At 61.5% G+C, this 22,716-nt stretch carries 17 protein-coding genes and 1 pseudogene; 5 read left to right on the forward strand and 13 right to left on the reverse strand.

Annotated elements, in window-relative coordinates:
- Positions 1 to 182 precede the first annotated feature (182 nt).
- On the forward strand, positions 183 to 974 hold the full coding sequence (locus ACUN0G_RS02170) for a hypothetical protein (protein WP_445572593.1): 792 nt from the start codon (positions 183 to 185) through the stop codon (positions 972 to 974).
- 1 nt (position 975) lies between these two features.
- On the opposite strand, the gene ACUN0G_RS02175 is transcribed toward ACUN0G_RS02170, so the two are convergent.
- The 13 genes and pseudogenes from ACUN0G_RS02175 to ACUN0G_RS02235 form a co-directional block, all read right to left on the reverse strand.
- On the reverse strand, positions 976 to 1,572 hold the full coding sequence (locus ACUN0G_RS02175; protein ID WP_003217330.1) for a MarC family protein: 597 nt from the start codon (positions 1,570 to 1,572) through the stop codon (positions 976 to 978).
- Between the two features lie 184 nt (positions 1,573 to 1,756).
- The gene (locus ACUN0G_RS02180) at positions 1,757 to 4,534 is read right to left on the reverse strand and encodes a hybrid sensor histidine kinase/response regulator (RefSeq protein ID WP_258343500.1); all 2,778 of its coding nucleotides are present in this window, start codon (positions 4,532 to 4,534) and stop codon (positions 1,757 to 1,759) included.
- Between the two features lie 102 nt (positions 4,535 to 4,636).
- The gene (gene purD / locus ACUN0G_RS02185) at positions 4,637 to 5,929 is read right to left on the reverse strand and encodes a phosphoribosylamine--glycine ligase (RefSeq protein WP_421525838.1); all 1,293 of its coding nucleotides are present in this window, start codon (positions 5,927 to 5,929) and stop codon (positions 4,637 to 4,639) included.
- Between the two features lie 145 nt (positions 5,930 to 6,074).
- On the reverse strand, positions 6,075 to 7,682 hold the full coding sequence (gene purH, locus ACUN0G_RS02190) for a bifunctional phosphoribosylaminoimidazolecarboxamide formyltransferase/IMP cyclohydrolase (protein ID WP_445572594.1): 1,608 nt from the start codon (positions 7,680 to 7,682) through the stop codon (positions 6,075 to 6,077).
- 81 nt (positions 7,683 to 7,763) lie between these two features.
- On the reverse strand, positions 7,764 to 8,084 hold the full coding sequence (gene fis, locus ACUN0G_RS02195; protein WP_003186237.1) for a DNA-binding transcriptional regulator Fis: 321 nt from the start codon (positions 8,082 to 8,084) through the stop codon (positions 7,764 to 7,766).
- Complete coding sequence (gene dusB / locus ACUN0G_RS02200) at positions 8,081 to 9,094, reverse strand: tRNA dihydrouridine synthase DusB (RefSeq protein WP_445572595.1); 1,014 nt, start codon at positions 9,092 to 9,094, stop codon at positions 8,081 to 8,083. The genes fis and dusB overlap by 4 nt, the downstream gene beginning before the upstream one ends.
- A gap of 185 nt (positions 9,095 to 9,279) precedes the next feature.
- Positions 9,280 to 10,542, reverse strand: a complete 1,263-nt coding sequence (locus tag ACUN0G_RS02205) for a DUF3426 domain-containing protein (protein ID WP_445572596.1) — start codon at positions 10,540 to 10,542, stop codon at positions 9,280 to 9,282.
- A 30-nt stretch (positions 10,543 to 10,572) separates the two neighbouring features.
- Positions 10,573 to 11,451: a 50S ribosomal protein L11 methyltransferase gene (gene prmA, locus ACUN0G_RS02210; RefSeq protein ID WP_445572597.1), complete on the reverse strand. Its 879-nt coding sequence runs from the start codon at positions 11,449 to 11,451 to the stop codon at positions 10,573 to 10,575.
- A gap of 223 nt (positions 11,452 to 11,674) precedes the next feature.
- Positions 11,675 to 13,036, reverse strand: coding sequence for an acetyl-CoA carboxylase biotin carboxylase subunit (accC, locus tag ACUN0G_RS02215; RefSeq protein WP_010174033.1), 1,362 nt, complete (start codon positions 13,034 to 13,036; stop codon positions 11,675 to 11,677).
- Positions 13,037 to 13,053: 17 nt separating this feature from the next.
- A complete protein-coding gene (accB, locus tag ACUN0G_RS02220; RefSeq protein ID WP_003217309.1) occupies positions 13,054 to 13,515 on the reverse strand; it encodes an acetyl-CoA carboxylase biotin carboxyl carrier protein in 462 nt (153 codons plus the stop codon).
- Positions 13,516 to 13,540: 25 nt separating this feature from the next.
- A complete protein-coding gene (gene aroQ / locus ACUN0G_RS02225) occupies positions 13,541 to 13,996 on the reverse strand; it encodes a type II 3-dehydroquinate dehydratase (RefSeq protein WP_017478426.1) in 456 nt (151 codons plus the stop codon).
- A gap of 239 nt (positions 13,997 to 14,235) precedes the next feature.
- Positions 14,236 to 14,742: pseudogene (locus tag ACUN0G_RS02230) on the reverse strand (methyl-accepting chemotaxis protein); the annotation flags it as partial.
- Positions 14,743 to 16,249: 1,507 nt separating this feature from the next.
- Entirely contained in the window at positions 16,250 to 17,920 is a 1,671-nt protein-coding gene (locus tag ACUN0G_RS02235) for a diguanylate cyclase (protein ID WP_421525304.1), read from the reverse strand.
- A 274-nt stretch (positions 17,921 to 18,194) separates the two neighbouring features.
- Here ACUN0G_RS02235 and ACUN0G_RS02240 point away from each other — a divergent pair, with 274 nt between their 5' ends.
- The 4 genes from ACUN0G_RS02240 to speA all read left to right on the forward strand — a co-directional run bounded on the left by ACUN0G_RS02240 (position 18,195) and on the right by speA (position 22,596).
- Positions 18,195 to 19,262 (forward strand): DUF2333 family protein, encoded by a 1,068-nt coding sequence (locus ACUN0G_RS02240; RefSeq protein ID WP_177025945.1) that lies wholly within the window; start codon positions 18,195 to 18,197, stop codon positions 19,260 to 19,262.
- Positions 19,263 to 19,264: 2 nt separating this feature from the next.
- The gene (locus ACUN0G_RS02245) at positions 19,265 to 19,801 is read left to right on the forward strand and encodes an NUDIX hydrolase (protein WP_076017974.1); all 537 of its coding nucleotides are present in this window, start codon (positions 19,265 to 19,267) and stop codon (positions 19,799 to 19,801) included.
- Positions 19,802 to 20,098: 297 nt separating this feature from the next.
- A complete protein-coding gene (locus ACUN0G_RS02250) occupies positions 20,099 to 20,470 on the forward strand; it encodes a translation initiation factor Sui1 (protein ID WP_177070029.1) in 372 nt (123 codons plus the stop codon).
- A 212-nt stretch (positions 20,471 to 20,682) separates the two neighbouring features.
- Positions 20,683 to 22,596: an arginine decarboxylase gene (gene speA, locus ACUN0G_RS02255; protein ID WP_421525302.1), complete on the forward strand. Its 1,914-nt coding sequence runs from the start codon at positions 20,683 to 20,685 to the stop codon at positions 22,594 to 22,596.
- The last annotated feature ends 120 nt before the right edge of the window (positions 22,597 to 22,716 follow it).

Genomic DNA, 22,716 nt, shown 5'->3' on the forward strand with positions numbered 1-22,716 from the left:
AAAGTACGACGCCTTTGCGCATCACCGATTCATCCCTAACGTTTACTCACCTGCGGCGCCTGCAGTGATTTTTCCTGCGTGTCACCGCGCGTTCTGTCGTCAATTTCCAGCAGCTCAAAATCCCCGGCAACTCGACTAGTGTTGGCGTTAAGCCCCATGTTGGGGGTTATGGAGAAATGGATATGGAGCGAAACAACAGACGGATCAACAGCGCAAAAAGGAGGAAGCTGATTGCCGCTTACCGGCTTCCGGGCGCGTCCAGCCAGCCGTCGGGTTTGAGCCCGGCGGAGCAGCCCGAGGGGGATGAGGAGATGAACGCAGCGGTGGTGAACAACAGCGTCATGTCGTTCGTGGAGGGCATGACGAGCCTCAACAAGGAGTACACCCGCAAAAGCTATTTGCTGGCGAGCAGCTACGTCAGCGATGTGTTGCGGATCGCCCGGGGCACGGAGGCCTGGTACAACGAATTCATCAACGTGATGAGCAGCCTTGGGTGGATACCGGTCAGGAGCAGTTTCGAGCGGGTCTACACCACTCGCAAGGGGTTGTCGGTGCAGTTGGCGGCGCTGAACCTGGTGGCGGCCACGGTAGCCTCGACGTTCCTGTCGGGGCCATTGATCAGTGCACTGCCCAAGCGGGTGGGGGAGGCTATCGAAGCCTTGAAGCAACTCCCGGCTTCCTTTGAATTATTCAAACGAAATACCACGACCCATGAGGGCGGTGATTTCGGCTTGGCGTCGTGCTCGGAAACGGCCGGGGAAGTCTCGATGGTGCTGGTGACTTACAGTTCCCACGGCGTCAGCAAGCAGTGGGGCATGCCGTTTCTGGAGTGGGACAGTGCGTCCGTTGAAGCCTTCAGTGGCCGTACCTGCCTGGTGCTGAACAGCTCGGTGGTCAACGAAGCCACGATTCAACTGCTGCGCGACAGCGCAGGCGACAAGGTCCGCCAGGCTATCGCCCAATACAGGATTTGACCTACGGCACCAGGTAACCGCGTACACCGGTGAAGATGATTTGTGCGGCCAGGGCGCACACAAACAACCCCATCAAGCGGCTGACAATCTGCAAGCCCTGGTCGCCGAGGATGCGTTCGATACGGTTGGACAGGTACAGCACCACGCCCACCGTAAGGCTGGCCAGGGCAATGCTGAGGATCGCGGTGATCTTGTCGTCCCAGTGCGGCTGGCTGACGCCCATCACCAGCAGCGCACCGATGGTGCCGGGGCCGACGGTCAGGGGGATGGTCAGCGGGACGATGGTCACGTCCTGCTGCACGTTGTCGGTCTGCACCGCCGACTTGCCTTGGGCCATGCCCAGCGCGGAGATAAACAGCACACTGCCGGCGCCGATGCGGAAGGCGTCGACGGTGATGCCGAACACACTGAAAATCACCCGGCCGAACAGGTAGAGCAACACGCTCGATACCAGGGTGGCGAGGGCCACTTTCCAGGCCAGGCGCCGCCGCTCCTTGCTGGAGTAACCGCGAGTCAGGCTGATAAAGCAGGAAAGCACGAAGAAGGGGCTGTAGAGCACCAGCATCTTCAGGTAAACGCTGAATAGCACGTGGAGCATGGTGGGAGCTCGCAGCGAAGGAGGGCGAGCGGGAGTTTATCAGGCCTGTGACGAACGGGCTGCACTGATCCCCTGTAGGAGCGAGCTTGCTCGCGAAGGTCGTTAACGATAACGCAGGCTTTCTGGTTTAACACGGCGCTCTCAGGTTCTTCGCGAGCAAGCTCGCTCCTACAGGTTGGGCGTGTCAGGAAGTGGGGGCGTGCTCGGGGCGTTGTGCCCGCTGTGCTACCCAATACTCCACCAGCTCGCGCAATTGCGACAACTCCACCGGCTTGGCCATGTGCCCGTCCATCCCGGCCTGGCGCGCACGCTCTTTGTGTTCCGAAAGAATATGCGCCGTCAGCGCCACGATCGGCGTACGAATGCGCTGGTTGCTGACTTCCCACGCCCGCAGTTGCTGGGTGGCGGAGAAGCCGTCGAGGATCGGCATTTCACAGTCCATCAACACCAGGTCGTACCGCTGGGTTTTCATCGCTTGCAGGGCTTCTTCGCCATTGCTCGCGGTGTCCGGCTGCAGGTTGAGCTTGCCGAGCATGCCGCGAATCACCTTGGTGGAGATGCTGTTGTCTTCAGCCACCAGGATCCGGAAATCACTCGGCACCGTCACCGGCGCTGGCGCGCTGATCGCCGGCTGGCGCGGTTGCACGGTGCCTTTGCTGCGTTGGGTCAACTCGTCGGCAAGGGTGGTCTTGAGGGTGTAGCCGGCCACCGGTTTGGCGAGGATGCGTTTGATCCCGCAGTTGCGCGCGATGATCTTGCTCGGTGCATTGCTGATGCCGGTGAGCATGATCAGCAGGATGTCGTGGTTCAGGCTCGGGTCTTCCTTGATCTTCGCCGCCAGTTGCATGCCGGTCATGCCGGGCATGTTCTGGTCCAGCAGGACTACGTCGAAATAGTCTCGCAGGTGCGCCTTGGTGCGCAGCAGCGCCAGGGCTTCCTTGCCCGAAGGCACGGCACTCACGTTCAGGCCCCAGGCCGTGCATTGCTGCACCAGCACTTTGCGGCAGGTGTCGTTGTCGTCCACCACCAGTACGCGCGCGCCTTTGAGCGGGCCGTCGAGGTCGGAGGTGGGATGTTCGAGGCGTTCCGGGTCCAGCGGCAGGGTCAGCCACAGGGTGCTGCCCTGTTGGCTACCACTCTTGATGCCGAACTCGCCGTTCATCAACAGGATCAACTGGCGGGCGATGACCAGGCCCAGATGGCCGCTCAAACGCGTGGCAGACAGGAAGTTCTTGCTGTGCAACTCGCTGTGCAGCAGGGCGTCGCGCTCGGCGGGCTCCATCGGCAGGCCACTGTCTTGCACCGCAATGCGCAAACGCGGTTTGCTGCTGCGCTCATCCAGGGCCACGACGATCAGCACTTCGCCTTCATCGGTTTTTTGCAGGGCGTTTTCCAGCAGGCTCAACAGCGCCTGGCGCAGGCGCGTCGGGTCGCCGCTGATCACCCGTGGCACCTGGGGCTGGATAAAGCTGATCAGCTCGACGTTTTGCTGCTCGGCCTTGGCGCGGAAAATACTCAGGCAGTCTTCGATCAACGCGTTGAGGTCGAACTGCACGTCGTCCAGTTCGATCTGCCCGGACTCCAGCTTGGAGATGTCGAGAATCTCGTTGATCAACGTGAGCAATTCGTTGCCGGCACTGTGGATGGTTTGCACGTAGTCCCGCTGCTTGACCGACAGCGGCGTGCCCAACAGCAGTTCGGTCATGCCCAGCACGCCGTTCATGGGGGTACGGATTTCGTGGCTGATCTTCGCCAGGAACTCGGCCTTGGCGGCGATCTCGGCATTGCTCGCCGCCAGGTCGCGGCTGAGGCTGAAGTTGTCTTCGGTGATGGCGCGCTGGCGTTCGCCCAAGGCCAGGCTCATCAACAGGCCGCTGAGGCAGATAAAACCGAGCAGGGTGACGATTAAGCCTTGGGGCGCCACCAGTGTCAGCCCCAGCAAGGCCGGCAGGATAATCAGCGTGCCGATGTTGAAAATCACCATCGCCACCATGAACAGGCGCGCCGGGCGATAACCTTTTTGCCAGTGATAAGCCGAGACGAACAGCATGCTCAGGCCGGCCAGCGCCACCAGGGCGTAGGTGATGATGTTCAGCGGCAGCGTATTGACGAACAGCAGCAACAGCCCGCTGAGGACGATCAACAGGATGTCGGCCATCAGCAGCTTGTTCAGCGGATGCGGGCCCAGAGGCGCAAAGAAGCGGTAGGCAAACATCAGCCCGCACGGCGCGGTCAGCAGCAGTGCGAGGTACGCACCGGGGGTTTGTACCGCGTGCCAGTTCGGCAGCCACGGCCCGACCAGGTTGAGCAGCAGCGCCAGGCTGAGCAGCAACAACACTTCACAGGCGGCGAGCCACAGGCTGCTGCGGGAGCGATGGTAGGCGTAGCGGGTCAGGTTGTGCAGGATCAGCATCACCAGGCAACCGAACAGCAACCCGTAGATCAGCGTCTGGTTCTGGTTGGCCGCGGCGAGTACGGCGGGTTCCAGGGTGATGTACGGGCGCAGCTCGTGTTCCGAGACCATGCGCAGGTACACGTCCAGCGGCTTCTGGCTTTGGGGCATCGGCAGCATGAAGTCGCTGCTGGGCAGCGGGCGCTCGGCCTGGGGCTGGCGGGTGCCGGTGGCTTGCTGCTCCACCAGGGTGTCGCCGTCTAGTACATACAGGTTCAGGTGTGACAGGTCCGGGGCGAATACCCGCAGCACTTGCTCGTGTTTGCCGGGTTGCAGCCTGAAACGTACCCACAACGCACCGTCCGGTTGCGCGGCGGTAATCCGGTCCAGTTCGATGGGGCTGAATTGATTGATGTAGCGGGGCGAGCGGATGTCGCTCAGTTGCAGATCGGCCTGTTCATCAAGCAATACCGCCCAGCCACTGCCTTGTGCCGCAGCCTGGGCCGGAAGCAAGCAGAGCAAGGTCAGCAGACTGACAGTGAAACCTATGGCGATCCTGAGCCAGCGCACGGCGAAATCCCTTCGTAGGTTGATGCATGGGTATAACTATGCGCGGGGCCACAAGCGTAGGGCAAGGGCCAAGGGCCCCTGCCTAACCGAACGGATAGCTGTTTACTGACTTTCGCCACGCTCACGGGCAATGGCGCGGTAGCCAATGTCGGTGCGGTAGAAGCAGCCTTTCCAGTCGATCTTCGCCGCCAGCTTGTAAGCCTGTTGCTGGGCGGCATCTACGCTGCTACCCATGGCGGTTGCGCACAATACGCGGCCACCGGCGGTGACAACCTGGCCATCCTTGAGCGCGGTGCCCGCGTGGAACACCTTGCCTTCCAGCGTAGCAGCCGCCTCCAGACCTTCAATCACATCGCCCTTGGCGTAGTCGGCCGGGTAGCCGCCAGCGGCCAGCACGATGCCAACGCTTGGGCGCGGGTCCCACTGGGCTTCGACCTTGTCGAGGGCCTGGGCCAGCGCCGCTTCCACCAGCAGTACCAGGCTCGATTGCAGGCGCAGCATCACCGGTTGGGTTTCCGGATCGCCGAAGCGGCAGTTGAACTCGATGACTTTCGGGTTGCCGGCCTTGTCGATCATCAAGCCGGCGTATAGGAAACCGGTGTACACGTTGCCTTCATCGGCCATGCCGCGCACGGTTGGCCAGATCACCAGGTCCATCACGCGCTTGTGCACTTCGGCAGTCACTACCGGAGCAGGGGAGTAAGCGCCCATGCCGCCGGTGTTCGGGCCGCTGTCGCCGTCGCCCACACGTTTGTGGTCCTGGCTGGTGGCCATCGGCAGTACGTTCTTGCCGTCGACCATCACGATGAAGCTGGCTTCTTCGCCGTCGAGGAACTCTTCGATCACCACGCGGGAACCGGCTTCACCGAAAGCATTGCCGGCGAGCATGTCGCGTACGGCGTCTTCGGCTTCGGCCAGGGTCATCGCGACGATCACGCCTTTACCGGCGGCCAGGCCGTCGGCCTTGATCACGATCGGTGCACCGACCTCGCGCAGGTAAGCCAGGGCCGGCTCGATCTCGGTGAAGTTCTGGTAGTCGGCGGTCGGGATCTTGTGGCGCGCCAGGAAATCCTTGGTGAAGGCTTTCGAACCTTCCAGCTGGGCAGCGCCGGCGGTTGGGCCGAAGCAGTCCAGGCCACGGCTGCGGAACAGGTCCACAACACCGGCTACCAAGGGCACTTCCGGACCGACGATGGTCAGGGAAACGTTTTTCTCGGCAAAGTCCGCCAGCTGCTCAAGGGCCAACACGTCGATGGCGACGTTTTCGCACTTGGCTTCAATGGCGGTACCGGCATTGCCAGGCGCGACGAAAACCTTCTGGACGCGGGGGTCCTGGGCAACTTTCCAGGCCAGGGCGTGTTCACGGCCACCGCTGCCAATGATCAAAACATTCATTTCAAAAACCTCGGATGACGCTGAATTCTGATCGTTCCCACGCTCTGCGTGGGAATGCCTCTTGTGACGCTCCGCGCCACGCTTTGGGACGCGGAGCGTCCCGGGCTGCATTCCCACGCAGAGCGTGGGAACGAGCAATCATCGGTTAGTGACGGAAGTGGCGCATGCCGGTAAACACCATGGCGATGCCGGCTTCATCTGCCGCTGCAATCACTTCTGCGTCACGCATCGAGCCGCCTGGCTGAATCACCGCTGTCACGCCGGCCTTGGCCGCATTGTCGAGGCCGTCGCGGAACGGGAAGAATGCGTCGGACGCCATCACCGAACCCTGTACCTGCAAGCCGGCATGCTCAGCCTTGATTGCAGCGATACGTGCCGAGTTCACGCGGCTCATCTGGCCGGCGCCAACACCGATGGTCTGGCGATTCTTGGCGTACACGATGGCGTTGGATTTAACGTACTTGGCGACTTTCCAGGCGAAGATCAGGTCGTTGATTTCCTGTTCGGTCGGGGCGCGCTTGGTCACCACTTTCAAATCGGTGCTGCCGATCATGCCGATGTCGCGGCTCTGTACCAGCAAGCCGCCATTGACGCGCTTGTAGTCCCAGGCAGCGGCACGCTCGGCCGACCACTCGCCGCAGGCCAGCAGGCGCACATTGGCCTTGGCAGCAACGATGGCGCGGGCCTCGATACTCACGGATGGGGCAATGATCACTTCAACGAACTGACGCTCAACGATCGCCTTGGCGGTCTCGGCGTCCAGTTCACGGTTGAAGGCGATGATGCCGCCGAAGGCCGACTCGGTGTCGGTGGCGTAGGCCAGTTCGTAGGCCTGGCGGATACCGCCTTCAGCGTCCGGGCTCACGGCCACGCCGCACGGGTTGGCGTGCTTGACGATCACACAGGCTGGCTTGACGAAGCTCTTCACACATTCCAGCGCGGCGTCGGTGTCGGCCACGTTGTTGTAGGACAGCTCTTTGCCTTGCAGTTGGGTCGCGGTGGCGATGCCGACTTCAGCAGGCTTGGCCTCAACGTAGAACGCCGCGCTCTGGTGCGGGTTCTCGCCGTAGCGCATTTCCTGGGCCTTGATGAACTGGCTGTTGAAGGTGCGCGGGAACTGGCTGCGACCTTCAGTGCTCAGGGTTTCGGCCGCCTGGTTCACGGTGCCCATGTAGTTGGCGATCATGCCGTCGTAGGCGGCGGTGTGTTCGAAGGCCTTGAGCATCAGGTCGAAGCGCTGGGCGTAGGTCAGGCCGCCGGCTTTCAGGCTTTCCAGTACGCTGGCGTAGTCGCTGGCGTTCACCACGATGGCCACGTCTTTATGGTTTTTGGCTGCCGAGCGAACCATGGTTGGGCCGCCGATATCGATGTTCTCGATGGCGGTCGGCAGGTCGCAGCCTGGCTTGTTGATGGTGGCTTCGAACGGGTACAGGTTAACGGCCACCAGGTCGATCGGCTTGATGCCGTGCTCGCTCATGATGGCGTCGTCGATACCGCGACGACCGAGGATCCCGCCGTGGATTTTCGGGTGCAGGGTCTTGACCCGACCGTCCATCATTTCTGCGAAACCGGTGTAGTCCGCCACTTCCACTGCGGCCACGCCGTTGTCCTGCAGCAGTTTGAAGGTCCCGCCGGTGGAGAGAATCTCCACGCCCAGAGCTTCCAGCTCCCGGGCAAATTCGAGGATCCCGGTCTTGTCGGAGACACTGATCAAGGCACGGCGGATCGGCAGGCGGGTAGTCTGGTCGGTCATTTCAATTTCCATCAAAAGCAAAGGAGTCAGCAAAAAAGGCGTCCGTTTTTACGCGGGCGCCTTTCTGGTTTGATTGAATGCTTACAGCAAATCGTACTGCTTGAGTTTCTTGCGCAGCGTGCCACGGTTCAGACCGAGCAGCTCACTGGCCTTGGTCTGGTTGCCCTTGACGTAGTTCATTACGCTTTCGAGCAACGGCGCTTCGACTTCGGAGAGCACCAGGTTGTACACGTCCGTGACGGCAGCGCCCTCAAGGTGGGCGAAATAATTGTGCAGCGCCTTCTCGACACTCCCGCGAAGGGTCTGGCCTTCTTCGCTCGGCGTGTTGAGGTGCTGTTTCAAATTGACGTTGTCGCTCACGGGTGTTGTTCCACTCACTAAAGTCTCGGTCATCATCGTCATGCGGCCACCCCTTCTCCGTCCCCTGTCACCAGGCTCTTGTAACGCTCGGTGAAGAACTCACGAACGTTGGCGCACTGTGCTTCCGTATCATCCAAACGATTGAAGTGGGCGCGAAACTCCTTGGCGCCCGGCAAGGTTGCGAGATACCAGCCCACATGCTTGCGAGCAATGCGTACGCCCATCACGTCTCCATAGAAGGCGTGCAGGGCGGCCAGATGCTCTAGCAGAATACGTTCCACCTCGATCAGCTCCGGTGCCGGCAAGGTTTCACCGGTACGCAGAAAATTCTCGATCTCACGAAAAATCCACGGCCGCCCCTGGGCAGCCCGGCCAATCAACAGGCCATCGGCGCCGGTCGCGTGCAGCACACGCCGGGCTTTCTCGGCTGAATCGATGTCGCCGTTGGCAAAGACGGGAATCGACACCGCCTGCTTGATCGCGGCAATGGTGTCGTACTCGGCTTCACCGGTGTAAAGATCGGCGCGGGTGCGGCCATGCACCGCCAGCGCTGTAATGCCCGCCTGCTCGGCGATCTTCGCCACCGTCAGGCCATTCTTGTTGTCCCGGTCCCAGCCGGTACGGATCTTCAGGGTGACCGGCACATCCACTGCAGCGACAACGGCATGCAGGATCTCGCTCACCAACTGCTCATCCTTCAACAGGGCAGAACCGGCGGCCTTGTTGCAGACCTTCTTGGCCGGGCAACCCATGTTGATATCAATAATCTGCGCCCCCAACTCCACGTTGGCCCGGGCCGCATCCGCCAGCATTTGCGCATCACCGCCGGCGATCTGTACCGAGCGGGGCTCGGGATCACCTTCGTGGATCATGCGCATCCGCGATTTGCGGGTGTTCCACAAACTCATGTCGCTGGTGACCATTTCCGAGACTACAAGCCCTGCGCCCAACCGCTTGCAAAGCTGACGAAAGGGCTGGTCGGTGACGCCCGCCATCGGGGCGAGGATCAAGCCGTTGTTCAATGTGTATGGGCCGATGCGTACCGCCGACATAGGACTTCCCTGTTGTGGGGCCGGATCATTAGAGTTCGAAAAAGGGTTGGCATGATACCCGCTCTCGATGACTGGATAAAGGCTGAATTGGATAAAATCTGAACAGTTATTTTCTTATCGCCGCTGGTTTGGTCAAGGGCGGAGCAGTCAAGAATCCGCCGTCAAACCTTACCCCTTGGGCCGGATCACTCGGGAGAGTGGAAGCTCAGGCTGTAATTCACCGCTTTGTTGCCCGGGTCGAGGATGTCCAGGGCAATGTGGATCGGCGTCTGGGAGGGCATCTCGGTCACGCCGGCCAACTCGCCGCTGAGGTATTCGGCGGGTTTGAAGCGACGACTGGCGATCATATTCCCGTTCATGTCGGCAAAGCGTAGCTCCAACAATGGGAACGGTTGGGAGAAAGTCGCGCGGTTATAGATGATCGCGTCCACCACCAGGGCGCCGGCGAACTCCGGGTGGCTGCGCACTACCAGGTTGCTGCTCTTGATGTGGGCGATATCGACCCGTGATGGCACGGTGCAGCCCAGTTTCGGGCACAGCTCCTGGAACCACGGGCGGTAGGCGTCCTGGCGTGCCAGGTCGTCGAATTGGTAGGCGACGTATTGTCCCGCCAGGCCGGCGGCGGCCAGCAGCACCAGCAAGCCCCAGAACAGGCGGCGACCCCAGCCGGAAGCGCGCTTCTGGGAATACAGGTGCAGCGGGTCGTCTTCCAGGTCCGAAAGCAGGTCGTCGTGGACGCCGGCCTCGGGGCGAGGGCGCTTGCGTTTGGGCTGCGGGCGTTCCGCTTGTTCGGCTTCTGGCTCGTCTGCTACGGCGGTTACCGGTGGGTCGAGTTCGGCATCGGTGGTGTCGACGTGCAGCGCTGGTTCTTCGTCGGGCTCGACCGCTTCAAACGACATCGAAGGTTCGGTGCGCTTGGGTTTGGCGAGGCTTGCCTTGGCCGGTTGCGGCTCTTCGTCGGCCGGTTGCGGGGCTTGCGCCCGTTCATCCCGAGGGTCGCTGAACAGGCTGGCGGCCCATTGCTCTTCCTCGGCCTTGGCCGTGTCGCGGCTGGCGCTGAGGGCGTCTTCCTTTTGCCGACGGTCGGCGCCGGGTTGGCGACGATCGGCTCCTATGGGCTGGGTGTGCTGAATCTCGCGACGTTCCAGCTTGGCCAGTTCTTCGTCGAGGTCCAGGTTATCCAGGTCAAGCTCTTCGGCGTTCCATTGCTTCTGGCTGATGGCCCGCGGTGCTTCGGGTGGCGGTTCTGCTGCTGGCGGTGGCTCTACCGCTGTTGGTGCCTGGGGCGCGGGCGCACTGGCACGCTGCTCCAGCAGTTGGCGAGCGGCATTGAACACTTGCAGGCATGAGCCACAGCGCACCACGCCACGGGCCACGCTCAATTGAGCGTGGTTGACGCGAAAGCGTGCTTGGCAATGTGGGCACTGGGTGACGAAACTGTCGGTCATGCGGCCATCCGATTCATGCAGGCGCTCATTCTAGCGCCGACGACCACTGATGCGTACCCAGCCATCGCGGTTGGCGATCGGATCCAGCTCGAAATCATGGGCGTAGGCAGCGGCAACGTCTTCGCCTTGTTCGGCGAGGATGCCCGACAGCGCCAGGCGGCCGCCCGGCTTGACCAGGCTCGACAGCTGCGGCGCCAGTGCGACCAGCGGCCCGGCGAGGATGTTGGCCACCAGTACGTCGGCTTGCACCTGGGGCAATTGCTCCGGCAGGTACAGCGGGAATTTCTCTTCGGCAATGTTATTGCGCCCGGCGTTATCGCGGGAGGCTTCCAGGGCTTGCACGTCGATATCGGTACCGACGGCTTCCTTGGCGCCAAGCAGCAGGGCGGCGATGGCCAGGATCCCCGAACCGCAGCCGAAGTCCAGCACGTTGCAGTCTTTCAGGTCCTGGCCGTCGAGCCATTCCAGGCACAGGGCGGTGGTGGGGTGGGTGCCGGTGCCAAACGCCAGGCCCGGGTCCAGCAGCAGGTTGACGGCATCAGGCTCGGGGGCGGCGTGCCAGCTCGGCACGATCCACAGGCGCTGGCCAAAACGCATCGGCTGGAAGTTGTCCATCCAGCTGCGTTCCCAATCCTGGTCTTCGATGATTTCGCTGTGGTGTTCCGGCAGTGGGCCGCCGGTGAGCAGTTCCATATGGGCCAGTACGCTGGCGGCATCGGTGCCGTCTTCGAACAGGGCCAGCAGATGGGTGTGGGACCACAGCGGGGTGGTATTGAGCTCGGGCTCGAAGATCGGCTGGTCTTCGGCGTCCATGAAGGTCACCGACACGGCGCCCACTTCGAGGAACGCGTCTTCGTAGGTTTCGGCTTGTTCTGGGCTGATGGCGAGACGGACTTGCAGCCAAGGCATGGCGGGCACCTTTGAAAAATGAGTGTGCAGCGGGGTAGGGCTGCGAAAGACGCGCAAGTTTACGCGAGCGAACAGCAGAAGACGACTGTACTGCTGGTGTACACAGAACAAAAATGTGGGAGCAAGCCCGCTCCCACAAGGGGAATGTATCCATCCAGGAAAGTCGGGTGGGCACAAACAACAAAGCCGCCCGAAGGCGGCTTTGTTGGGTGGATCACTTCGCTTACTGATTAGCCAGCTTGTGTTCCAGGTAGTGAATGTTCACACCACCTTCGCAGAAGCCTTCATCGCGAACCAGATCCCGATGCAACGGGATGTTGGTCTTGATGCCGTCTACCACGATTTCGTCCAGGGCATTACGCATACGGGCCATGGCCTCGTCGCGGGTGGCGCCCCAGGTGATCAGCTTGCCGATCAGCGAGTCGTAGTTGGACGGAACCTTGTAGCCGCTGTACAGGTGCGAATCCACACGGACGCCGTTGCCGCCGGGCGCGTGGAAATGCTTGACCAGGCCAGGGCTTGGGATAAAGGTTTTCGGGTCTTCGGCGTTGATCCGGCACTCCAGGGAGTGGCCGTGGATCTTCACATCATCCTGGGTAAACGACAGCTTGTTGCCAGCGGCGATGCTCAGCATCTCCTTGACGATGTCGATACCGGTGACCATTTCCGAAACCGGATGCTCTACCTGCACACGAGTGTTCATCTCGATGAAGTAGAAACGGCCGTTCTCGTACAGGAACTCGAAAGTCCCCGCGCCACGGTAGTTGATGTCGATGCACGCCTTGACGCAGCGAGCCAGTACTTCCTGGCGAGCAGTTTCATCCAGGCCCGGTGCCGGCGCTTCTTCCAGTACCTTCTGGTGACGACGTTGCAGCGAGCAATCGCGGTCGCCCAAGTGGATGGCGTGGCCCTGGCCGTCGGACAGTACCTGCACTTCCACGTGACGTGGGTTGGTCAGGTACTTTTCCAGGTAGACCATCGGGTTGCCGAACCAGGCGCCCGCTTCGGAGCGAGTCTGCTTGGCGGCTTCGATCAGGTCTTCTTCCTTGTGTACCACGCGCATGCCGCGACCACCGCCGCCGCCGGCGGCCTTGATGATCACTGGGTAACCGACTTCGCGACCAATGCGCAGGGCGGTTGCCTCGTCTTCAGGCAGCGGGCCGTCGGAACCAGGAACGGTTGGCACGCCGGCTGCGATCATGGCGTCCTTGGCCGATACCTTGTCGCCCATCAGGCGAATGGTTTCGGCTTTCGGGCCGATGAAGGCGAAGCCGGATTTCTCAACCTGTTCGGCGAAATCGGCGTTTTCCGCGAGGAAGCCGTAGCCCGGGTGAATACCATCGGCGCCGGTCACTTCAGCGGCGGCGATGATGTTCGAGACTTTCAGGTACGAGTTCGTGGCCAGTGGCGGGCCGATGCAGATGCTTTCGTCCGCCAGTTTCACGTGCATCAGTTCGGTATCGGCCGTCGAGTAAACAGCGACGGTCTTGATGCCCTCTTCCTTACAGGCGCGCAGGATACGCAGCGCGATCTCGCCGCGGTTGGCGATCAGGACTTTTTGCAGTTTCTTCGCAGGTTTCAACATCGAAGGCGCTCCGCGGTTCAAACGATGGTGAACAGCGGCTGGTCGTACTCAACCGGCTGACCGTTTTCTACCAGGATGGATTCGATGACGCCGGCTTTTTCAGCCGTGATGTGGTTCATCATCTTCATCGCTTCAACGATGCAGATGGTGTCGCCCACTTTCACGGTTGCGCCGACTTCAACGAAGGCTGGCGAGGTCGGTGCCGGGGTGCGGTAGAACGTACCGACCATTGGCGACTTGACCACGAAACCGTTCAGTTTTGGAGCAGCCGGAGCTTCGGCAGCAGCCGCAACCGGAGCAGCAGCCACTGGCGCAGCGGCCGGAGCCGGCGCTTGCATCTGCGGTGCATAGAACTGTTGGGCCGGGGTCTTGCTGTGACGGCTGATCCGTACGGATTCCTCGCCTTCCTTGATCTCCAGCTCGTCGATACCGGATTCTTCCAGCAGTTCGATCAGTTTCTTAACTTTACGGATATCCATGAATCATCAACTCCCAAAGGGTCGGTCAGGGGCGCTTGGCCGTGTCTTCAAGCTGTTCCAGGGCGGCCTCCAGGGCCAGTCGGTAACCGCTGGCGCCAAGGCCGCAGATCACTCCTACCGCAACGTCGGAGAAGTAAGAGTGATGGCGGAAAGGTTCGCGTTTGTGCACGTTCGATAAATGCACTTCGATGAATGGGATGCTCACCGCCAGCAGCGCGTCACGTAATGCAACGCTTGTGTGCGTAAAAGCGGCGGGATTGATCAGGATAAAGTCCACGCCTTCGCTGCGCGCGGCATGGATACGATCAATCAGTTCGTACTCGGCATTGCTTTGCAGGTAGAGCAGATGGTGGCCGGCATCACGTGCCCGTCGTTCCAGATCGAGGTTGATCTGTTCGAGGGTCACTGACCCGTAGACGCCCGGTTCGCGGGTGCCGAGCAGGTTCAGGTTGGGTCCGTGAAGAACCAGTAAGGTCGCCATCGGCTGTTCCTTGTTATTGATGTGGGCACGGTAGAACCCGGCGACTATGCCGCAAAGCCTTTGTGACTGTCCAGTTCTATGCAGTAGGCAGCACGATTAGCGAGGATTGCGCAAAATATGTGACCGCAAGGCTGAATCCGGTCAGTGTGGGAGCGGGCTTGCCTGCGATGGCGGTGTGTCAGTGGCAGGTTTTTTGACTGATTCACCGCCATCGCAGGCAAGCCAGCTCCCACATTTGGTCAGACGCGGAATGCCTGCACGGCGGTATTGAGTTGCCCGCCAAGTACCAGCAAGTGCTCTCCCTGGCGGCGTCCCTGGCCAATTCGCAGCAAGTTGTCCTCACCCAGCTGGTGAATCCGCTCACTGTTATCGCGGATTTCGCTCACAGCGCCACTTTGCTGGGCGGTGACATCGGCAATTCGCACCGCAGTGTCGGAAATGGTCTGAATCGCCCCGACGATTTCATCCAGCGCTCCGTCGGCCGCCTGGGCTTGCTCGGCGGTGGCTTCGGCGTGCTCGACCTGGGCGCGCATGCCTTCCACCGATTGCCGGGCGGCGGTTTGCAGGCCGGCGATCAGGTGCTGGATTTCGGCGGTGGCGCCGGCGGTGCGTTGGGCCAGGGAGCGCACTTCATCGGCTACCACGGCGAACCCGCGCCCGGCCTCACCGGCCCGGGCGGCTTCGATGGCGGCGTTCAGCGCCAGCAGGTTGGTCTGTTCGGCAATTGAGCGAATCACCGTGAGTACGCCGCCGATGGTTGCGGACTCTTCGGCGAGTTTCTCGATCATCTGCGCATTTATCTGCACTTCACCGACCAAGGCGTGTAACCCGGTCAAGCTCAGGCCGATCACCCGTTGACCCTGTTCCACGGCTTGGCCTGCACTGCGGCTGGCTTCGGCGGCCTGGCTGGCGTCGCCGGCAACCTGCTGGATCGTGGCTTCCAGTTCGCCCAGGGAATCGCGAATTTGCGCAGTGTCACCGGCCTGGCGCTCGGCACCGTCGTGCATGCCGCTGCTTAATTCCGCCAGGGCGCTGCTGCTGCCGGCCACTTGCTCGGCGTTGCCGCGGATGGTGCCCACCAAGTCCACCAGATAGGCACGCAGGCGATTCAGGGACTCTTCGATATCGTGCAGTTCGCGGTTGGTCTTGCCCAAGGCAATGGGCTGGCTGAAGTCGCCTTCGGCCCAGGTGGACAAGGCCGGTGCCAGGTTGGTCAGCACTCGCGCCAGGCGTCGCTGCAAGGTATCGATCAACAGCGCGATCAGCAAAATCAGGCCGATCATGACGCCTTGAATCAACCGCACTTCGCCCTGGATCTGCGCATGCTGGGCCCGCACTACCGGCTCCAGGCTGGCGATGGCGTGCTGCACGGCGTTGATTTTCAGGTGGGTGCTGCTGGCCAGTTCGGTGCGTTGCTGGATTTGCTCACGGGTGCGTTTCAGCTCGGCGGGGTAGCGGGTCAGCAGGTTGTTGAGTTCGCGTTTGAGGTCGACGCCGGTGTCCTGGGCCACGGTTTTTTCAGCGTTTTCCAGGCCCATCATGGCCGAGAAGTCGTCGGTATTGGACTCGCTGCTGGCGGTCACCCCCAGCAATGGCAGTTGCCCCAGCAGGTCAGCCTGGCTGCGGATATTGCTGACTTCGCGCTCCACATCGTCGGCCAGTTCGCTGCGCCCGCTGCTCACCAGCTTGTCCCGGGCCAGGGAGAGTTTGGCCAGGTGCTGGGACGCGGCGAGCAAGGGCGGCAGATAACGTGCGGCGTCGGGGGAAGTGACGCCGCTGGCGTACTGATTCAATTGCTCCAGATTGGCGCCGAGCTCGCGTTCGGCTTGCAGCAGCAAGGCTTGCGGGTCGCCCGCCAGCTTGCCGGCGGCCAGCAGGTCGGTCTTGCTGAAGGTATCCAGGTCTACCAGGCTGGGGCGCAGGTTTTGCGCCAGCTCTGCCGGCAGTTCATCCAGATGCTGCAACAGGTTTTCCAGGCTCTGGCTGGCGCTGCTCAGGCGCAGGGCGTCGCCGCTGGCGAGGTAATCGTCGATATTGCGCGCGGCCTGGTTCTGGAAGGTCTGCGACAGGCCCAGGTAGCGCTCCATCAACAGATAAGGCCGCTCCAGGGCGCGTTGCGACCACCAGAGCGTCGCGCCCAGGGCCAGGCAAACGGCGACCAGAAGGAGGGTGTTCAGATTCGTCAGCAGCTTCAGGCGCATGCGTGGTTTCAACCGACAGCAGAAGTAAGTGCCTGAAGTTATTGCGTTTCCATTACAGAGTTATGACGGATTCGGTGGATTCCGGTGAAAAGGTGGCACTTTGCTTTGATGCGCGCGCCGAGATCACCCGGTTACGCCCTGCATCCTTGGCGCGGTACAGCGCCTCGTCGGCCTGGGCCGCCATCATCAGGCTGTCGGAACCATCACACAGCTCCACCACGCCGGCGCTGAAGGTGCACCACAAATCCTGGGGCTGAGCGGGGTAGTGAATCTCGGCAAAACGCCCACGGATTTCGTCGAGCACTTTGCAGGCGGAGTCAAGATCGGTGTCGGGCATCACGATGGCAAATTCTTCACCGCCGTAACGGCCTATATAGTCGGTCTTGCGCAGGCGCTGCTTGAGAAACAGCGCGAGGCTCTTGATCACCCGGTCGCCCATGGGGTGGCCGTGGCTGTCGTTGACCCGCTTGAAGTGGTCGATGTCGAGCATCGCAAAGCTCAGCGGCTTGCTCTCGCGGCGTGCGCGGAAGCTGCAGTCTTCGAGCAATTGCAGGATGTGGGTGTGGTTGTACAGCCCGGTGAGGCTGTCGCGCACCATCCGCGCCTTGAGGTTGCGCGCCCGCGCCGCACGGTTGCGCACGGTGGTGATCAGGTGTCGGGGTTTGATCGGCTTGGTGAGGAAGTCGTCGCCGCCTTCGCTCATGGCGTCCAGTTGCTTGTCCAGGTCGTCTTCGGCCGAGAGGTAGATGATCGGCACGCTGACGTAGCGGTCATTGTGGCGGATCACCTTGGCCAGTTCGGTACCGGTGCAGGCCGGCATATACATGTCGAGGATGATCAGGTCGGGCTGGAAATCCGCCAGCTCGGCCATGGCCTGGATCGGTTCGATCAGCGTGCGGGTGACGATGCCGGCGCTGTTGAGCAGGCGCTCGGTGTGCATCGCCTGGGCCCGCGAATCGTCGATGATCAGCACTTTGTAAGGTTCGTACTGGGCGACGCAGGTCAGCACTTCGATTTTTTCCAGCAGGCTCGACGCCTCCAGGGTTCCGGTGAGGAACTCCTGGCCGCCGGCGCGCACGGCGGCTAGGCGGGTGGGGGTGTCGGTTTCGTGCAGGCTGAAAAACAGCAGCGGCAGCTTTTGCTCCAGGCCTTCCTGGGCTTCGGCGGCAAGCTTCAGGCCAAGGCCGGTACCGCAGAAATCCACATCCATCACGATGGCCGCCGGCAAACGCTCGGCCATCGATGAGCGAAAGGCCGCCACGCTGTCGAGGGACTGTGCGCTCAAACCGAAAAACTCCAGCTGCTTGGCCAGGCGCTCGGCACGGTCGTGGTCGGCCAGCATCACGTAGATCGGCTTGCGCATCGGCGGCAGGAGGGTTTGTTCCAAGTGGTCGCCCTGGCGCAGGCCGGTGCGGGACAGGCGCTGCATCAGGCGATTGAGTTCGGTGATCAGGTGGCTGCTCAGGCGGCCGCGGTTATCGTCCACCGCCTTGAGTGAAGCGTTGATCTGGTGCGCCAGTTGGCCGTGCTCCGGCTGCTCGAAGCGTTCGGCGAAACGCAGCAGGCGCAGGTTGGCCTCGCCGAGTTCGGTCAAGTCGGCGGTCGACCATTCGCTGCGTTGCAGGCGCTGCCAGATCTCAAGAATTTGACGTGCCTGATGAATTACCCGCTGGGCAAAATGGTGCTTGAGACGCTCACGGCTGGGGTCTTCTGGCTCGGTCATATCCTGACTACTAGTTAGGCTGCATGCTGAGGTCGAACTGATGGCTCTATGCTAGCACCTCTTTTCTGTTGCACGAGTGTCATACGTCAATTAACTGCGAGGTCCTGGATATTCATTTACCGACCAGGCAGTCGCGCGGGCGTAAACAGCGTGCATCCTTTATAGTCGAGCCGCGCACTTGCGCCACCCCGACTAAAAGCGCCGCAATGCTCGGCACGATGGGGTAGGGTTGTGGTCGTAGCTATTGAACTCAAGTGATTGAAAGGATATCGCCATGCTGGACTGGAAAAACCGCGCAGGCAGTGCAAAGGGCCCGGCCCCTGAAACCAAGTCGGCCCCTCGCAGCTATTTCCGTAACCTGCTGATGAGCCGTGCGTTGCTCTCGCTGGTTGCGTTGTATCTGTTGGTCACCGGTGCCCTGGGTTGGTACTGGAGCGAAGAGCCTGCATTGTTCCCGGTTCAGCAGAACGCGCAGATTGCCGCCGAGAAGGATGGCAAGCAGATGGTGGTGGGTTTCACTACCGTCGAAACCCTCAAGACCGTGGTGGGCACCTTGCTGAACAAGCCGGGTGGCTACATTTCCAACGACCGTTTCCCGCCGGGCCTGTGGATGGACAACATGCCGAGCTGGGAATACGGCGTGTTGGTGCAGGTGCGCGACCTGACCCGTGCCTTGCGCAAAGACTTCGCTCGTTCCCAGTCGCAGTCGGCGGAAGACGCGGACCTGGCCAAGGCCGAACCGCGCTTCAACTTCGACAACAAGAGCTGGGTGCTGCCGTCCAGCGAGTCGGAATACCAGGAAGGCATAAATTCCCTGAGCCGCTACGAAGCGCGTTTGTCCGACCCGAATCAGCGCGGCGCGCTGTTCTATGCCCGTGCCGACAACCTGAACAACTGGCTGGGTGATGTGGCGACCCGTTTGGGTTCGCTGTCGCAACGGCTGTCGGCCAGCGTGGGCCGGGTCAAGCTCAACACCGCGCTGAAAACCGAAGCGCTGGCGCCGGGTGAAGTGCCGCAGGTCGACGAAGAAGTGGTGGAAACCCCATGGATGCAGATCGACAACGTGTTCTACGAAGCCCGCGGCCAGGCCTGGGCCTTGTCCCACCTGCTGCGCGCCATCGAAGTCGACTTCGCCGACGTGCTGGCCAAGAAGAACGCCACCGTCAGCGTGCGCCAGATCATTCGTGAGCTGGAAGCCTCGCAGGAACCGGTATGGAGCCCGATGATTCTTAACGGCAGTGGTTTTGGCGTCCTCGCCAACCATTCGCTGGTCATGGCCAACTACATTTCCCGGGCCAACGCTGCAGTGATCGACTTGCGTCAGCTGCTTAACCAAGGTTGATGATGGACGCTTCCACCAGGGAGGCGGCGCACCGCGCGGCCTCCGACGCCGAACTGATTGCCTGGGTCGACGAGCAGGACAACCTGCTCGGCAGCCTGGTGCGCTCCGACCTGCGCCAGCGCGGGCTGATCGGGCGCTGCACCTTTATCTTCCTGTTCAATTCGGCCGGTGAGCTGTGTGTGCATAGGCGCACCCTGAGCAAAGCCATGTACCCGGGGTTCTGGGACACGGCGGCGGGCGGGATGGTGGCGGCCCATGAGTCTTACGCCGAGTCGGCGGCCCGGGAGCTGGAAGAGGAGCTGGGAGTAAGCGGCGTCGAATTGACCCCGCACGACCACTTCTACTTCGAAGACGGCGACAGCCGGCTCTGGTGCACCTCGTTCTCCGCCGTATGGGACGGGCCCCTGCGGATCCAGCCGGAAGAAGTCATGGAAGCGCGCTTTCTGCCACTGGCGACGGTGTTGCAGGAGGCCGAACAAAAGCCCTATTGCCCGGATGCACAGGAAGGGCTGCGTCGTTATTTGGCCCTGCGTCGCTAAAGTTGCATAAATTGGCGCCATTTGGCTCTTAGCAAGGGGCCTTTTTGCCGTTACACTGCGCGACTTTTCAAGCTGAACCGCTGTTGTTCCAACCTGTAGGAGCGAGCTTGCTCGCGAAAAACGTAAGCACGACGCGTGCTGTCTGAAGGCCCGCGTTATCGTTGACGACCTTCGCGAGCAAGCTCGCTCCTGCAGTGGTTTGAATATCGGCGGTTCAGTAGCGCTGCCCCTGCCTGAGTGGGGCTTCGCGGTCGATGATCCCATCGATCAGTCTTTGTCCTCCCAAGAGGATTGCCGGTGGCCAAAAAAGCCGCATCCTTCGCCGCCCTTGGTGGCCTGGTATTTTCCACCGACGCAGGTCGACACTGCCCGGACTGTCGCCAGCCCGTGGACGCGTGTACCTGCAAAACAACCCTGATTCCCGAAGGCGATGGTATTGCCCGCGTACGTCGCGAGAGCAAGGGCCGTGGCGGCAAGACGGTGACCACCATCACCGGCGTGCCCCTGGCCGAAGACGCCCTGAAGGCGTTGGCCACGACGCTGAAAAAGCGCTGTGGCACCGGGGGTGCCTTGAAAGACGGCATCATCGAGATTCAGGGCGACCACGTCGAGTTGCTGTTGGCCGAGCTGATCAAGCTGGGTTACAAGGCGAAGAAATCCGGCGGCTAGCAGCCTCTGTGAAAACCACCCCGATGACCCGCTTGCTGAACGCGAACTGTCGTCTCCATGGTTTTCACAGAGCCTGTTCCTGACCGGTGTCTAAACTCTGTCCTGCAAGTGGGGTCTACCCCTCTCACAGGCAAATCGTCATTTTCATTCTTTAGACTGCGCCAGCCTCTGATCAGGCCGGTGCACTTCGACTTCATTTATAGGGGACTTCGATGTCCGTACGACGCACACGCAAAGACGATGGCAGCCAATGGACAGTTGCGGACAGCCGCAGTGTTTACGGGATTCGCCATTGGGGGGCCGGGTATTTCGCGATCAATGATGCCGGTCGCGTTGAAGTCCGTCCGAACGGCCCGAACAGCACGCCTGTCGACCTGTACGAGCAAGTAGACGAGCTGCGCAAAAGCGGCCTGTCCCTGCCGTTGCTGGTGCGCTTCCCCGACATCCTGCAAGACCGCGTGCGCCAGCTGACCGGCGCGTTCGACTCCAATATCGAGCGCCTGGAATACCAGAGCAAATACACCGCGCTGTACCCGATCAAGGTGAACCAGCAGGAAGCGGTGATCGAGAACATCATCGCCACCCAGGACGTGTCCATCGGCCTGGAAGCCGGCTCCAAGCCTGAGCTGCTGGCCGTGCTGGCCCTGGCGCCGAAAGGCGGCACCATCGTCTGCAACGGTTACAAAGACCGTGAGTTCATCCGCCTCGCGCTGATGGGCCAGAAGCTCGGCCACAACGTGTTCATCGTGATCGAGAAAGAATCCGAAGTCGGCCTGGTGATCGAAGAAGCCGCCAACCTCAAGGTCAAGCCACAGGTGGGCCTGCGGGTGCGCCTGTCGTCCCTGGCGTCGAGCAAGTGGGCAGACACCGGCGGCGAGAAATCCAAATTCGGTCTGTCGGCGGCGCAACTGCTGTCGGTGGTCGAGCGCTTCCGCGCGGCGGGCCTGGACCAGGGCATCCGCCTGCTGCACTTCCACATGGGTTCGCAGATCGCCAACCTGGCCGACTACCAGCACGGGTTCAAGGAAGCCATTCGTTACTACGGCGAACTGCGCAACCTCGGCCTGCCGGTAGACCACATCGACGTGGGCGGCGGCCTGGGTGTGGACTACGACGGTACCCACTCGCGTAACGCCAGCTCCATCAACTACGACATGGACGACTACGCCGGCGTGGTCGTGGGCATGCTCAAGGAGTTCTGCGACGCCCAGAGCCTGCCGCACCCGAACATCTTCTCCGAGAGCGGCCGTTCCCTGACCGCCCACCACGCCATGCTGGTGGTGCAAGTTACCGACGTCGAGAAGCACAACGACGACGTGCCGCTGATCGAGAACAAGGAAAGCCTGCCGGAAACCGTGCAATGGCTGGTGGACCTGCTGGGCCCTACCGACATTGAAATGGTCACCGAAACCTACTGGCGCGCCACTCACTACATGAGCGACGTGGCCACTCAGTACGCCGACGGCAAGATCACCCTGGCCGAGAAGGCCTTGGCTGAACAATGCTACTTCGCCGTCTGCCGCCGCCTGCACGACTCGCTGAAAGCCCGCCAGCGTTCCCACCGCCAGGTGCTGGACGAACTCAACGACAAGCTGGCCGACAAGTACATCTGCAACTTCTCGGTCTTCCAGAGTCTGCCGGACACCTGGGCGATCGGCCAGGTGCTGCCGATCCTGCCGCTGCATCGCCTCGACGAAGAGCCGCTGCGCCGTGCGGTGCTGCAGGACCTGACCTGCGACTCCGACGGCAAGATCAAGCAATACGTCGACGAGCAGAGCATCGAGACCAGCCTGCCGGTGCACGCTGTGAAAGAAGGTGAGGACTACCTGCTGGGGATCTTCCTGGTGGGTGCCTACCAGGAAATTCTCGGCGACATGCACAACCTGTTCGGTGACACCGACTCGGTGAACATCTACCAGCGCGAAGACGGTTCGGTGTACAGCGCCGGGATCGAGACCCACGACACCATCGAAGACATGCTGCGCTACGTGCACTTGTCGCCGGAGGAGTTGATGACTCACTACCGTGACAAGTGCGCCAGCGCGAAGATCACGGCGGCGGAGCGGACTCAGTTCCTGGATGCGCTGCGTCTTGGTTTGACGCGTTCGTCGTACCTGTCCTCGTAAGGACACCGACTTCAAGGGAGACCCGGCTCTAATGTGGGAGCCGGGCTTGCCCGCGATGACGGAGTGTCAGGCAGCCAATGGGCTAGCTGACCCACCGCCATCGCAGGCAAGCCAGCTCCC

It is taken from the genome of Pseudomonas sp. 32A, assembly GCF_052682255.1.